Origin of the sequence: Haloarchaeobius iranensis (assembly GCF_900103505.1) — an archaeon.
GTDB classification, from domain to species: Archaea; Halobacteriota; Halobacteria; order Halobacteriales; family Natrialbaceae; genus Haloarchaeobius; species Haloarchaeobius iranensis.
Genome location: NZ_FNIA01000038.1, coordinates 1 through 13,019, shown reverse-complemented (window position 1 = coordinate 13,019; position 13,019 = coordinate 1). Strand labels below are relative to the sequence as shown.

The 13,019-nt window shown below is 61.5% G+C and carries 13 protein-coding genes and 1 pseudogene; 11 read left to right on the top strand and 3 right to left on the bottom strand.

Annotated elements, in window-relative coordinates:
• A pseudogene (locus tag BLT27_RS18010) lies at positions 1-282 on the bottom strand (ISH3 family transposase); the annotation flags it as partial.
• Positions 283-346: 64 nt separating this feature from the next.
• Here BLT27_RS18010 and BLT27_RS18005 point away from each other — a divergent pair.
• The 11 genes from BLT27_RS18005 (at position 347) to BLT27_RS20065 (ending at position 10,932) form a co-directional block, all read left to right on the top strand.
• Positions 347-583 (top strand): hypothetical protein, encoded by a 237-nt coding sequence (locus BLT27_RS18005; protein WP_089736416.1) that lies wholly within the window; start codon positions 347-349, stop codon positions 581-583.
• Between the two features lie 140 nt (positions 584-723).
• On the top strand, positions 724-1,440 hold the full coding sequence (locus BLT27_RS19390) for a hypothetical protein (RefSeq protein WP_139172411.1): 717 nt from the start codon (positions 724-726) through the stop codon (positions 1,438-1,440).
• Positions 1,440-2,666, top strand: coding sequence for a TrbL/VirB6 family protein (locus BLT27_RS18000; protein WP_089736414.1), 1,227 nt, complete (start codon positions 1,440-1,442; stop codon positions 2,664-2,666). The genes BLT27_RS19390 and BLT27_RS18000 overlap by 1 nt, the downstream gene beginning before the upstream one ends.
• Positions 2,663-3,673 (top strand): TraC-like domain-containing protein, encoded by a 1,011-nt coding sequence (locus tag BLT27_RS17995; RefSeq protein ID WP_089736412.1) that lies wholly within the window; start codon positions 2,663-2,665, stop codon positions 3,671-3,673. Before BLT27_RS18000 ends, BLT27_RS17995 begins: the two co-directional genes overlap by 4 nt.
• Positions 3,670-5,670: a VirB4 family type IV secretion system protein gene (locus BLT27_RS17990; protein ID WP_390255067.1), complete on the top strand. Its 2,001-nt coding sequence runs from the start codon at positions 3,670-3,672 to the stop codon at positions 5,668-5,670. The genes BLT27_RS17995 and BLT27_RS17990 overlap by 4 nt, the downstream gene beginning before the upstream one ends.
• A gap of 9 nt (positions 5,671-5,679) precedes the next feature.
• A complete protein-coding gene (locus tag BLT27_RS17985) occupies positions 5,680-6,846 on the top strand; it encodes a phage NrS-1 polymerase family protein (protein WP_089736410.1) in 1,167 nt (388 codons plus the stop codon).
• Between the two features lie 135 nt (positions 6,847-6,981).
• On the top strand, positions 6,982-7,959 hold the full coding sequence (locus BLT27_RS17980) for an IS1595-like element ISHir1 family transposase (protein WP_089736408.1): 978 nt from the start codon (positions 6,982-6,984) through the stop codon (positions 7,957-7,959).
• A 240-nt stretch (positions 7,960-8,199) separates the two neighbouring features.
• On the top strand, positions 8,200-8,700 hold the full coding sequence (locus BLT27_RS17975) for a hypothetical protein (protein ID WP_089736406.1): 501 nt from the start codon (positions 8,200-8,202) through the stop codon (positions 8,698-8,700).
• 678 nt (positions 8,701-9,378) lie between these two features.
• On the top strand, positions 9,379-10,413 hold the full coding sequence (locus tag BLT27_RS17970; protein ID WP_089736404.1) for a LamG-like jellyroll fold domain-containing protein: 1,035 nt from the start codon (positions 9,379-9,381) through the stop codon (positions 10,411-10,413).
• A 57-nt stretch (positions 10,414-10,470) separates the two neighbouring features.
• Positions 10,471-10,728, top strand: a complete 258-nt coding sequence (locus BLT27_RS20070) for a pyridoxamine 5'-phosphate oxidase family protein (protein ID WP_217639185.1) — start codon at positions 10,471-10,473, stop codon at positions 10,726-10,728.
• 24 nt (positions 10,729-10,752) lie between these two features.
• Positions 10,753-10,932 carry a hypothetical protein gene (locus BLT27_RS20065; RefSeq protein ID WP_217639184.1) on the top strand — a complete coding sequence of 60 codons (180 nt, stop codon included), beginning with the start codon at positions 10,753-10,755 and terminating at the stop codon, positions 10,930-10,932.
• Positions 10,933-11,455: 523 nt separating this feature from the next.
• Here the strand turns inward: BLT27_RS20065 and BLT27_RS17955 are convergent.
• On the bottom strand, positions 11,456-12,595 hold the full coding sequence (locus tag BLT27_RS17955) for a glycosyltransferase family 4 protein (RefSeq protein ID WP_089736401.1): 1,140 nt from the start codon (positions 12,593-12,595) through the stop codon (positions 11,456-11,458).
• 109 nt (positions 12,596-12,704) lie between these two features.
• Positions 12,705-13,019, bottom strand: a 315-nt coding sequence (locus tag BLT27_RS17950) for a transposase (protein ID WP_139172245.1), incomplete at its 5' end; no start/stop codon positions are given.

The following is a 13,019-nucleotide window of genomic DNA, read 5'->3' as shown; positions in this document are numbered from 1 at the left end:
AAGCGTGTTAGCGACTTGTTCGAGCCGTTCGGGCTCGAACTTCGTCCGGAGGTGGTAGAGAACCGTGTTTGCCGATGGCGAGTCTTCGCTGGAGTTGCACAGCGTCGAGATTGAGGTCCCGTCGGCGGTTGCGCCGACGAGGACCTCGTAAATGTCCTTAGCATCGGTTTCAGCGTTGTTGGCAAGGTTCAGAGAGACTTCCTCATCAAGTCGATTGACGAGGAAGTTAAGGAGCTGGTCTTCGTGGATTTCACTGTCTGCTTGCTGCTGTTTGCTAGGCACATTCGCAGCAAGCAGACGTTCTAACTAACCGGCTTTGTGAGGTACTGAACATGGTGTCGGGCAGGTGACGCTCCCCCACCGTTCAGTCTACGACGCTCGATACGACCCGGGAACCTGGTGGGACCACGAAGCCGAAGACCTCGGCGACCGTGATCAGGTGTACGTGGCCGGGTCGGTCGCCGGATTCATCGACCTCGTGTTCCACGCCGGCGTTCCTCTCGGCCTCATCCTCTTCGGTATCTTCCTCGTCGACCGGATCACCGGCTGGGGCGTCTGGCCGCCCTGGAGGGGGATTCGATGACACCGTCTCGTCGAAGTCTGCTCGCGAGTAGTGCAGGCCTCGCTGGGGCGGTACTGGCGGGCTGTCTCGGAGGGAGTGACGAGGGGACGGCTAACAACTCGACGTCACCGGGGTCCGTTCCCGTTCCAGACGACTCGCCGGTGGCCGGTGTCGAGGTAACCGCGACCGACTTGGTCGTCTCGCTCGAGCCAGACAGCGACGTCTCACGACTGAACCTCATCGCCCCCGATGGAGCTGCGTTCGCTCGCCGGACCGTGACAGCGGGTGCAACGACGGTTCGGATTCCGATACTCGACCCTGGTGTGAGGCGGATTCAGGATCGGTATCAACCGGGCGAGCACGAGGTCGTTGTCGTCACGAATGGGGAAACTCATAGAATCCCCGTGGCGTTGGAGCCAGATCTCCGCCTCACCGATGCGAGAGCTACGATTGACGAAGAAACGACCGAAGCAACTGGACACATTACGGTCGAAGTCACGAATGATGGGTCTGGCCCATCTTGGGTTCATCATATCGTCTACGCCGATGCTCCCTATCCAGATGCGAACGAATCTCTCTTCGAACCAACATCGCTTCCACAACTAGAGGCTCCACAAAATCCAGAAGACGTCATTATTGCTCCTGGTGAATCCAAGAGCTACGTCGGATTCCGTCGACCTCTACAGTTCCCCGATCCACCGAATCACGACTGTTCGTATGGACCAATTGAGTTTCAGGTTATCGGGGGAACGGCCTACGGACCGAATTTTCGAGGGAATCTCTCTGTCACCACATCAGGACAACCAAACGGGGTCTGGAATCGGCACATCTGTAGCGAAGCGACCGTGGAACTCGAAACCGTTCAGGAGGAGGACTGATGGGGCTAAAAGAAGTAATAATCGCTGCCCTCACCGACTTCGTTGAGGCGCTATTCCAGCCTCTCGAAGGCCTCGTCGAGGAGCACGGCAACGAGGTTCTCCAGTTCGTCGTCGGCACGGACGCCCCGAACGCGATCTTCAGTCGCCCTACGAACGGCGTGTGGCCCAGTCTGTACGATTACTACTGGGAGTCGGTCGTCCCGCTTGCACTCGGTATCTGGGCACTGTCGATCGGTCTCGTCATCCTGCTGGAGTCGACGAGCAACCTCTTCAGCGGCTATCAGGGTGCGCGCATGAAGCGACGAGCGTTCGCAGGACTGCTCGCGGTCCTCTCGTGGTGGTGGATCGCCGCGTTCTCCCTGCAGTTTGTGGACCACCTCGGAATCTACATCCTTCCGGATCTCTCGGACGTCGACTTGATCCAGACCATCTCCTATGGTGCCCTCAGTGCGATAGCCTATGCGATCTCGGTGTCGGTGAACAACACACTCCTCGTGTCCATCGCGGCTGTCTATCTGGCCAGACGGATCGCGCTCTACATGTTCGTGCTCGTGATGCCGCTCCTGATCGTCATGTGGATCCCGAGTGTTGGGCCGTTCGCGCTCGTGGCGCGGTTCATGAAACGACTCGCGGGATTCTACGTGCCGTTCCTCTTCATGTCGCTCCCGGCAGTCGTTCTTTTTCGACTCTCGGCGATCCTCGGTTCGAACTTCGGGCTTTCAGTAGGGGGTCTGGTCTTGTGGGTGCTCGGTCTTGTGACCCCATTTCTCGCGCTCGTCGCGCCTTTCGTCCTGTTCTGGCAGGCCGGGGCGATATTCATGGCGAGCGAGCGCATGGGGCGACAGGTCTCCACTGGCCGTCTCGGCCAGCAGCTGAGTTCGACGAAGCAGGCTGGACAGACTGCAGCCCACGGTGGCCGGAACTTCTCCCGAGGACTCCGCGGTGACGGTGCGATTCGTCGAGACGGACAGACGCTGCTGAATTCCGTTGACTCCCGGGCACACGCAGCAGGTCAGCGGGTTCGCGGAACTCGAGACTCATTGGCTGCCGCATTCTCTGGGCCCTCTCCGGAGTCGAGTACTGGCGTAGCCTCTGAGGCGAGCAGTTCTGGTCAGGAGACGACACGGAACGACTCCTTCGACGCACTTCGACCGGACCGACCGAGCGCACTCCCACCAGCACGCACAGCCCAGACGACTGACGCTGCAGACGCAAATCAGACATGAGCACGGAACCAGCGAAACGAGTCCCGAAGTCGATCGGCACAGACGCGAAACTGTTCGGTAGCTACACCCTCACCGACCTGATGGTCGGCCTGTTCCCCGGGGTGGTCGTCGTGCTCGCGACGCAGCTCCTGGTGCCGGCGACGACGACCGTCGCGGGATATCGGGCACAGCAGATCGTCATTCCGCTCGCTGCACTTGCAACGGTGGTTGGTGGGGTGTTCGTCTACCTCACGCCGACGTACACCTCGAGCATCGACTGGGTCGCCTCGATGCTGGCGTATCTTCGGCGGCCATCGCAGCTCGACCACGACGACGCGAAGGAGTACACACAGCTCGAGCGAGTACACCAGGAAGCCGGCGCCATCGAGCGAACTGACGGCGCGTTCGTCGGCATCGTCCAGGTGACGCCACCGATGCTCGCACTCGCGACGGACGAGGAGTGGACGCAGACGACGGAAGCATTCCAGCGGTTTCTCAATACGACCGTCGAGTTCCCGCTGCAGTTCTACTCGACGACCCGTTCGTTTCCGGTGGAAGAGTACCTCTCGCACTACGAACGCCGGCTTCAGGATTCGGACGTGCAGGAGAATCCCCAGCTGGCCGCGCTCATCGAGGAGTACATCGAGTGGTACGGCCGCGAGCTCGACTCGCGGCAGATGACCATCCGTGACCACTACGTCGTCGTCTCGGTACGCCCCGAGGAGGTCCAGTTCGAACGCGAGAGCATCACCCAGCAACTCGCGGGACTTCCTGTATTGGGGCTGTTCATCCGGGCAATCGCCGCGCCACCCATCGAGAAACAGCGCGCCGTATTGCAACAGCGACTCGATGAGCGACTGCGACGGGTCAGTGGTGGCTTGCGTGAGATCGATGGCTGTACGGCACATCAGGTGCCGGTCGAAGATGCGACCGAGCTCGTCGAGGAGTTCTGGGCTGGAACCGACGCGTCGCAGGGACAGATGGAACAGCGACTGCGGACGACGCCCCTCGTTGGAGGTGCGCGATGATTCGGATTCTTCGTTCGTTCTTCGCAGACGACCCGGAGTGTGACGTCGCGGAGATGGAATCGACCGCTCCAGACGAAGGTTCGGACGGGCTGGACTCGGTGGCCGAGAGCCACCAGTCGCTCGTGAGTGCGGACAGCATCGAGGAGCTACCCAATGCTGTCCGGACGGGAGACCAGTTGACGCGAACGCAGTGGATCGCGGAGTATCCCGACGCGCCGACGGATGGGCTGTTCGAACAGCTGTACTCGACGAGTGAGACACGCGAGACCGATATCACGATCCACGTCGACCCACGGGATACAGACCGGACGCTGAACGAGCTGGAGAACAAGATCGAGACGCTCGAAGCCGACCACGAGTACCTGAATGAGCGGCATCGAGCCGGTGCGCGTGGCATCCGGAAGGACCTGGAGGACTATCAGGACCTCTACGACGTGCTGCGGAACACGCCGATGGAGGCGTTCGACGTCTCGATGTACCTCACCACGAGAGCCGACGAGCCCGACGCAGACCGCGTCGACGTCGACGGCGTGCTCGGGGCGGCGAGACGAGCACCGGCGAACCTCACACCGGTGACGCCGCGCTGGCAGCAGCTCGACAGCCTCGTCTCGGCGAGTCCGATCGGTGTTGACCGGCTCGACGACTCGCTCGACTCGACGACGCCGATGCTCGGCGGCGCACTCGGTGCGATGTTCCCGTTCGTGTCGGGTGCGTTCGCAGAACCCGGCATCGAGTACGGCACGTACGCACTCAACGAGAGCCCGCTCATCCTCGACCGCTTCGAACGTGAGACGGGCTACTGTACGATGGTCATCGGCAAACTCGGCGCGGGGAAGTCGTTCTCGACGAAACTACAGCTGCTTCGGAGGGCGATGTACGACCCCGACACCGTAATCGTGATGCTCGACCCACTCGAGGGCTTCGCAGGTGTGAGCGACGCCCTCGGTGGCGAGCGCGTCACAGTAGGGGGCACGCGTGGGTTCAACCCGCTCGAGATTCGGGAGACCCCAAGCGAGGTACTGGAGTCCACACCCGACATCGACCCGTGGGGCGAGCAGATCGCGTGGGTGCTCACGTTCTTCAAGACGTTCTTCACACACGTCGCGTCGAACCCGCTCGGGGAGCGGACACAGACGATGCGCCGTGCTGTACAGGAGACCTACGAGCAAGCAGGCATCACGCGCGACCCAGCCACGCAATCGAAGGAGTCGCCGACGATCACCGATCTCATGCGTGTGCTGGAGTCGATGCTGGATGACCCTGCGGCGTTCGGTTACCCGACCGAAGGGGTGCAGGAGCGAGTTCGTGCGGACGCTGAAGCACTGCTCACCGACCTCCAGCCATCGTTCCGGGCGGACGGGGACTTCGCGAACCTCGCCCAGCCCACCGAGTTCGACCTCGACTCCTCGGTGGTGTACCTCGACCTCCACCAGGAGGAGGGCGTCCGTGGCCAGGCGGAGACGAGCCTGATGATGCAGGTGCTGTTCAACGCCGTCTACGAGCGCGCGAAGGGCACCGACAAGCGCGTCGTGTTCGTCATCGACGAGGCGCACTATCTGTTACATGACTCGACCTCGCTCGGGTTCCTCGAGACGGCGGTACGTCACAGCAGGCACTACGACCTTTCGCTGCACTTCATCACCCAGACCGGCGGCGAGTTCGCACTCACGCCCGAGGCGAAGACTATCGCGAGCCTCTGTTCGATGACGCTGATCCACCGCGTCGACGAGGAAGCCGACAAACTCGCGGAGTGGTTCGGGCTGAGCGAGCGCGAGGTGAACTGGGTCCGGACTGCAAAGGCAGGTAACGACGAGGACGGCTTCTCCGAGACACTACTGGGTATCGACGAGGAAGGCTGGTTCCCACTGCGTGTTCGAGCCAGTCCGTACGAACGACAGGTGCTCGACGGCACGAGCAGTGATGGGAGCGAGACGGCGTCGGAGACGGAGACGGATCTGGGTGTTCGTCTGCGCTCTGACGGTGGGAACGATGTGTAGGGTGGGACGATGACGGTCGCCCCGGACGCGATCCCCGCTGCACTCCGTGAGTACCCCCAGTGGGTCTGCTGGCGGGCCGAGGAACGCGATGGCAAGCTGACCAAGATCCCCATCGATCCCGAGACCGGCTCGTTCGCGTCGGTTTCTGACCCGGAGACTTGGTCCATCTACGAGGTGGCGCTCGGTGCTTCGGAAGCAGAGGACGGCCTCGGCTTCGTGTTCACCGAGGAGGACCCGTTCCTCGGTGTCGACCTCGACGACTGTCGCGAGAACGGCGCACTCACCGACTGGGCTGAAGACATCGTCGACCGGCTGGATTCGTACACCGAGGTCAGTCCGTCCGGAACGGGCGTCCACGTGCTCATCGAGGGCACGATCCCGAGTACGAAGTCCCGTTCGGGGTCCGTGGAGTGTTACGACTCCGCGCGGTTCTTCACCATGACGGGCGACCATCTTCCGGGCACGCCGACCGTGATCGAGAAGCGCCAGGACGCGTTCGCACGGGTGTACGACCAGTACGTCTACGGCGACGACGAGTCTTCGACCGAGGAGCGTGCACAGCAACGCGGGACCGGGTCTACGGCAACCTCGTTGTCCGATGCCGAGCTCGTCGAGAAGGCGATGGACGCCCAGAACGGCGCGAAGTTCGAACGCCTCTGGAACGGGAGTACCAGAGGCTACGAGAGCCAGTCCGAGGCCGACATGGCGCTCTGCTGTCTGCTGGCGTTCTGGACCGGCAACGATGAATCGCGGATGGATCGGCTGTTTCGTGACTCTGGGCTATACCGGGAGAAGTGGGACGAAGTCCACTACGCCGATGGGTCGACGTACGGTGAGCAGACCATCGCAAATGCCGTGCAGGTCTCGGACGAGACGTACGAACAGGATTCTGGAGCCGCGCCGACGACTGCGGAGCGCACTGTCGATGTGGACGCCACCCAACCGAAGCAGGACGTGACCGTGCTTCGGGACCGGGTTGAGACGCTCGATACTCGTGTTTCGGAACTCGAACGCGAGCTGACCGCGACACAGGAGCTGCTCACCGACGTACAGGGAACCAAGCCCCAACCGGACGAAAGTTCGGACCCATCGATGGTGCGTGGGGATTCGAGTCAGGGATTAGAGACACGTTCGTCCTCCTCTCGATGGCGATGGCTTCAGGAGGTGTTTCGGTGACACCACAGATTTGGTAGCGACCGGGTTAACCAACACCCGGCCTGATAGCTGAGAATGTTGGTTAATGACTGACGCTCTTGTGTAGAGCTACGGAAAGACCCTGTAGTTACACTGAACCAGCCATAATCTCGGAGTATGTCTTCTGCTCAGCCGGCGTTCGGAGCGATGTTTCGAGAGCTGATCGAGCTGGGCGTCGTTGAGATCGACACGGAGCCGCTCGATGCCCGCATCGAGCGGCGACTCAAGGAATTCTGGGAGAATACATCCTGTCCACGGTGCGGTCACAACGCCGTTCAAACGTGGCCGCATCTCGACCGTGTGTGGTGCCGTGACTGCAACTTCAAGCCGGTCTACACCTACGGAACTCCACTTCACGAGAAGCACCTCTCCTGCGGTGAGGTGCTTCTCGCGTTCACGCTCTATGCCGACACGTTGCTCAGTATCAACCAGATCGCACCGTTGCTCGGTCGGGCCTACAAAACCGTTCACACGGCGATTCGGGAGGTGGAAGCCGCGGTTCAGCGCGGCTTCCCCGTCGTCTGGAAACTACTCGACCAGACCATCGATGGACCGACGCAAGTCGACGAATCTGGCACGGTCTGTTCGGGCTACAAAGGACAAGAGCCGCCGCGGAACAGCCGTTCGCGCGGCGGCTCGTCCCAGACAGGCCGATCACGGTGGCGGGGACGCCAGGGTGATCAGCTGACGCTCGTCGCGGCGTGCCGCGACTCGCTACGCGTGATCCGTGGCCAACTTGGCATCGACTTCAGTGGTGATCTTGAACCAGTGATTCAGGAGGCTGAAGACCTCTCCCAGCGTCTGGGAGAGGTCTGGACCGATGGTCTCCAAGCCTACCGAGAGATGGATTTTGAGCACCGAACGGTCGTGCACAAGAAAAGGTACGTATCGCCCGACGGCGTCCATATTAACCAGGCTGAGTGCCTGTTCTCGCTCGTCCAGCCGTGGTTGCGGAAGTTCCGCGGCCTGTCCAAGCAGGGCTTGGAGCAGGCCGCTCACACCTTCGGCATCGTTCGTTCACTCAACCTAGCGGGTGAATCCGCCGAGTCAATCGTTGATTGTCTCGTTATCGGGGCTTTCCGCAATTCTACATAAGAGCGATGACTGATTGCCGCTCGCACCGCATTGAGTTCGTCGAGGGCTCAATCACGGACATCTTCTCGATAGAACCCGCCGGTCGAACGGCGGGTGGATACAGCTAGGCGAACCACATCCAAGCTGGACCGGAAAACGAGAACCCATCAGAGAGTTCTTCTAGCAGCCTTATTCGGGAGCGAGACCGCGATCACCGCAACGAGACAAAAATCTAAGAGACCACCGACACATTGAGACGGTATGGCGTGGCTCCACCCGATCACGATCAGCGCGGGGTTGTCGGGACTGATCGCCGCGTCAGTGACGCTGCTGCTCTATTCGCGGGTGTTTTCATCCGAGCCACTACCGTCGACACGGTTCCTGATGCGCCTCAGAGACACTGACCAACCACCGTACGAGGTCGGTGGAACGATAGTATACGTTGCCTACGGTGGGCTCGTCGGGGCGGTGTATCCCTGGACGTTCCGTGGACTGCTCGGACTCGCTGGCAGCTGGATTACGATACTCCCGAATACGCTGTTGACGGGGCTCGTGTTCGGCGGCTTGCTACTCGGACCGTGGGCTGGACTCCGGGCATTCGGACTCCTCGAGCCACCGCTCAGTCCTGGGACGGGATTCGACACCGAGCAAGACGAGCGGAAGTATCTCACGATGGTCGGGTTCCACGTGGTGTACGGCCTCGGACTCGGCGTGCTGGTCGGGCTCTCCGAGACGCTTTGGTATCCGTTCCTCGGAGCGTGAATCCCGCGGATTCTGTGGCTCGCTCGACGTCCGGGTCTATGGCTGCCGCTCCACTGCGTCGTCATCGGACGGACACTCGGAGAGGCCTCCAACGGGTAGGGGACCTCCATGGCCGCAGCCTCCGACCCGGAGGACTCCAGTTCTCGCGACTCGTTGTGCAGGACGAACAGAAACCACAACGCGCCACTCACGGACGCCTCCTCCAAGCCTTCATTGGCAGTACTCTTGATGCTGCTCGGGGTCGCACTGGGGGTCCGGACTTATACCGGTCGGTGACTTCCCGCGTCACACCAGTACAATTCTTCGTGCCCGTCCACTCGGTCACAGCGCGCCCCGTTCAGTAGTTGCATGGAAGCCCCGTCCCAATGTTTTTATTATAGGTCTGTCAACATGTGGCCGGCCGGAGATGGATTCCCCCTCGCAGTCTTGATCTGTTCTTCGGCCCGGGGGCTCCGTACACCCCGTTTGCACACGGAGTCTACAACCTCTGTCGTGAGTGGTCGGTCCGATCACCTGTGGCGTGCTGTGGCCAAGCGGTTCGGCAAGTAAGGGTCGGAACGGCCAGACTCGAGTAGCTATTCAACTCAGACGCCTTGAGAATAGCGCTCGTAAACATCCCTCCGACGAGTCGTGTGTCAATAGAAACAAGTAAGCCGGGGTGAATGACTAGCAGACACAATGAGGGGTAAGGGGAGTACCGACCGTGCTGCGACCTCGCCGATCGGAACGCTACTGCTCGTCGCACTGGCCATCGTGGCAGCCGCGGGCGTCGGCGTTTTCGTATTGGACCTGAGTTCGGGACAGGGTGCGCCGACAGCAGAGGCTGCGTTCGAGTACAGGGAGACACCCGCGGGCCTGGAGATGACGGCCGTCGGCATCGGCGAGGACGTCGTCGTCCAGCTGAACGGCCAGCCGGTCGCGTCGTTCGACAGCGACGAGGCCGGGAAGACGGTGCTCCTGCCGACCGCCCCGGACGACAGGATCACCGTCGTCTCCAGGGATGGCGACCAGACGGTGCTCGTGAACAGGCGCGTCGACGACAGGGACGAGGTCGGTGACCTCATCGCGTACTACACGTTCGACCAGGGCACCGGAAGCACCATCGTCGACCGCTCGGGCAACGGCAACGACGGCACGGCGTTCCGCGGCTGGTCCCGCGTCACCGACGACACCGGAACGGCGATCGAACTCGACGGAACGAGTGGCACCCACGTCGACATCGGCGACCTCTCCGTGGACGGCCCGGCGAGCGTCGACGAGATCACGATCGCCATCGAGTACGAGAAAGACGGCGGTCCCAACCGTATCCAGAACCTCATCGAACACCAGGCTGGTGGGTTCGCGTGGTACATGGAGACCGATGGCAACCACGTGAACCCCCACCGGATGGAGTACACTATCGGGTACAGTAGCCCACCGAGTGGGACGCTATACGCCGATGCCATCGATGCGGGCGAATCACAGGTCTTGATCGGCACGTTCGATGGCGACGAGATGGTACTGTATCGGAACGGCCAACGGGTCGACTCGGTCGCGCTCGACCGCGACGTCGAACTCGGGGAGGTCATCCTCGGCGCGGACTCCGACCCGTACGGCGTCGGCCAGAACATCGACGGCCGCATCTACGAGGTCCGACTCTATTACACCAGTTTCTCGGACAGCGAGGCCGCCGTGCTGACGCGGGCGATGCGGAATAACAGTACGGCCGTCTGACGCGTCGACGGGGGCCAGCCCCGCGGGACGTTTGTGCCTGTGGTCCCTTCCCCCTGTATGTCCCTCTCGGAGGCCGAACGCAGGTACCTGTGCGAGGCGCGGGTCGGCCGCCTGGCGACGGCGGACGACGACGGTCGGCCGAACGTGTTGCCGGTCTGTTTCGCGCTCGACGACGGCGCCATCGTCTCGGCCGTCGACGAGAAGCCGAAGGCGACGGCGCCGGGGACGCTCCGGCGGGTCCGCGACGTCCGGGCGAACCCGACGGTGGCCCTCGTCGTCGACCACTACACCCCGGACTGGACCGACCTGGGCTAGGTCCAGGTCCGCGGGACGGCCTCGGTGCTCGCGCCCTGCGACGACGGCCACGCGGGTGGCGTGCACGCGCTCTGGGAGAAGTACGACCAGTACGCGACGCACGACCTGTCGACGGCACCGCTCATCCGCATCGATCCCGGGCACGTCCGGTCCTGGGGGCGGCTTGACGGGCGCCCCTCGAGGACCGAGTCGGGCTCGGGATGATGTCGCCGCCGCTCGTCGGGCTGAGATCGGAGAAGTGCTCCGTCAGGGATTCGAACCCTGGTCCTTGCCGTGAGAGGGCTAGACACCCCCTAACGAGTCTCTCAGGCGATCTGAGCGAATTTTGACTCCCGAATCGGCCGTTTTCGTCCGCGTGAGTACGAAATTGAGTTCGAGGCATAAATACGACCGGGTGAATTGCCGGACAGGCAAGTACGATTCGTTGGATTAGTACACATCCCAACAGGCGGCGATGGCGACGCTCCGCCAGCGCGAAGCCCCGACATACGTTGCCGCCTTTGTGGTCGTCGAGCCCGCATGATTGCCTTGAGTATCCTCACCGACCACCACTACTCTGTCGTCGGCTTCAAGGACCCCATCTCGCTGAAAGTCCATTATCCACCCCGTTCAGACGATGCTGACGGACGATTATTCTATAAATGCGCTTGAAGAGACCCACGAAGCAACTACGACTCTAATGACTCTGACTGCTTGAAGCACTAACCAGCCGGAGATTCTCGACTAATCACCACGAGCCGTCGATGGCACGCTGATAAGCTGATTCTGCCTGATCAGCTACCGCGTCCCAGTCGTATCGCTGCGCGCGTTCGACCGGATTCGTCGGTGGCCGTTCACCACTTAGTGCGGGGTCGAGTATCTTCGTCAGGGACTCGACCGTGGGATCGACGAGGAAACCTGCGTCGTCGATGACTTCGTCCGCTGCCGAATCAGGATGGTCGGCGGCGATGACGGTGCAATCGGCGGCCATCGCTTCAACGAACGTGATGCCGAATCCCTCGCGGGTACTCGGAGAAGCGAAGACGTCGGCAACGCGCATATGACCGAGAACGTCATCGTAGTCGTCGAGAAAGCCGAGAAATTCTACCTTGTCGGCGTGAGTCAGTGACCCTTGCTTTCTTTCGAGGCGTTCGCGCTCAGGACCGTCACCGACGATGCCAAGCGTGGCGTCGTAATCGTCGGCGACCTCGTCGAAGGCTTCCAGAAGCACGTCCACGTTCTTGTGTTCGATGAGTCTGCCAGCGAAGAGCACGTCGTAGCCCTGTTCGGGGAGTGGTGCGCTTCTGACCTGCTCGACATCGATGCCATTCGGGACTATCTCGATGGTCTCGCGGTCGGGGCCGATAGTGGAGAGACGGTCGGCCGTAATTGACGAAATTGCTATCGGATGTTGTGGTGTGCGTGCGGTGACGTGCTCGATCAGCTTTCCGAACGGAGCGAGGTAGCCGAGGTACTCCTCCCAGTAATCGCCCCAGACCTCGTGCCACGTCGTTACGAGTGGCGTGTTCGTACGAAGACTGGCAAGTTTTGTGGATAGAACCGGGAAGTATGGGAAGACGCTAGCGACAACGATGTCGTGTTCGTCGCGGCGCAGATGACCTCGGAGTTGTGGAAGCGCTCGGGCTGCGAAGTCTATGGCTTCAGTGATGGAACGACGCTCACCATTGTAGAGGTCGGCTTCGGGGGCGACTGCGCGCAGCGTCATTCCCTCGTAAGTGGTCTGTTCAGGGCCGTCCCAGAAGTGACGGCCATAGATGGTGATGTCGTGGCCCTCGTCGGCGAGTCGGGTGCCAATCTCCTGGATTCGCTTCTCGGCACCGCCAGTGACGAACGGGTAGACGACATTCGACACGAAAGCCACGCGCATTATCTGCTATGCGGAGGGTATGGGATAATGTCTTTTCGATGTGCCGACAGGCTAATGAATGTGAGCGTAGCCACCAGTAACGTGGTTTGAGCGTGTCATAGAATCCATCTCATAGTTTCTCACAGCCCGGTTCGTTTCCTCGCTCGTAGTTGGTGATAGCAATGACGAGCCGGAGACACAGTGCCAGGAACACTTCTGTTCGTGCGTGGACGCGGCCTCGGGCGCGGACGTGCCCGAGGCCGCAGTCCTTGACTGCGTCGTTGGTCCGTTCGACCCCTGTCCGGTGGTTGTACGTCTCGTCTAAGACTGACTGCTTGAGCTGAACGTCCTCGCTGTGTTCGGTGATGCGGTCTTCGACTCTGTACTCGATATCTTTCGGGTGGTCAGTGTTTCGCGGGTTGTATGGAGCGATTGGCACGACCCC

Coding starts and splice junctions, on each gene's coding strand:
- BLT27_RS18000 (WP_089736414.1), top strand. CDS start 1,440: ATGGGGCTAAAAGAAGTAATAATCGCTGCCCTCACCGACTTCGTTGAG.
- BLT27_RS20070 (WP_217639185.1), top strand. CDS start 10,471: ATGTCCCTCTCGGAGGCCGAACGCAGGTACCTGTGCGAGGCGCGGGTC.
- BLT27_RS17985 (WP_089736410.1), top strand. CDS start 5,680: ATGACGGTCGCCCCGGACGCGATCCCCGCTGCACTCCGTGAGTACCCC.
- BLT27_RS17975 (WP_089736406.1), top strand. CDS start 8,200: ATGGCGTGGCTCCACCCGATCACGATCAGCGCGGGGTTGTCGGGACTG.
- BLT27_RS17980 (WP_089736408.1), top strand. CDS start 6,982: ATGTCTTCTGCTCAGCCGGCGTTCGGAGCGATGTTTCGAGAGCTGATC.
- BLT27_RS17990 (WP_390255067.1), top strand. CDS start 3,670: ATGATTCGGATTCTTCGTTCGTTCTTCGCAGACGACCCGGAGTGTGAC.
- BLT27_RS17995 (WP_089736412.1), top strand. CDS start 2,663: ATGAGCACGGAACCAGCGAAACGAGTCCCGAAGTCGATCGGCACAGAC.
- BLT27_RS17970 (WP_089736404.1), top strand. CDS start 9,379: ATGAGGGGTAAGGGGAGTACCGACCGTGCTGCGACCTCGCCGATCGGA.
- BLT27_RS17955 (WP_089736401.1), bottom strand. CDS start 12,595: ATGCGCGTGGCTTTCGTGTCGAATGTCGTCTACCCGTTCGTCACTGGC.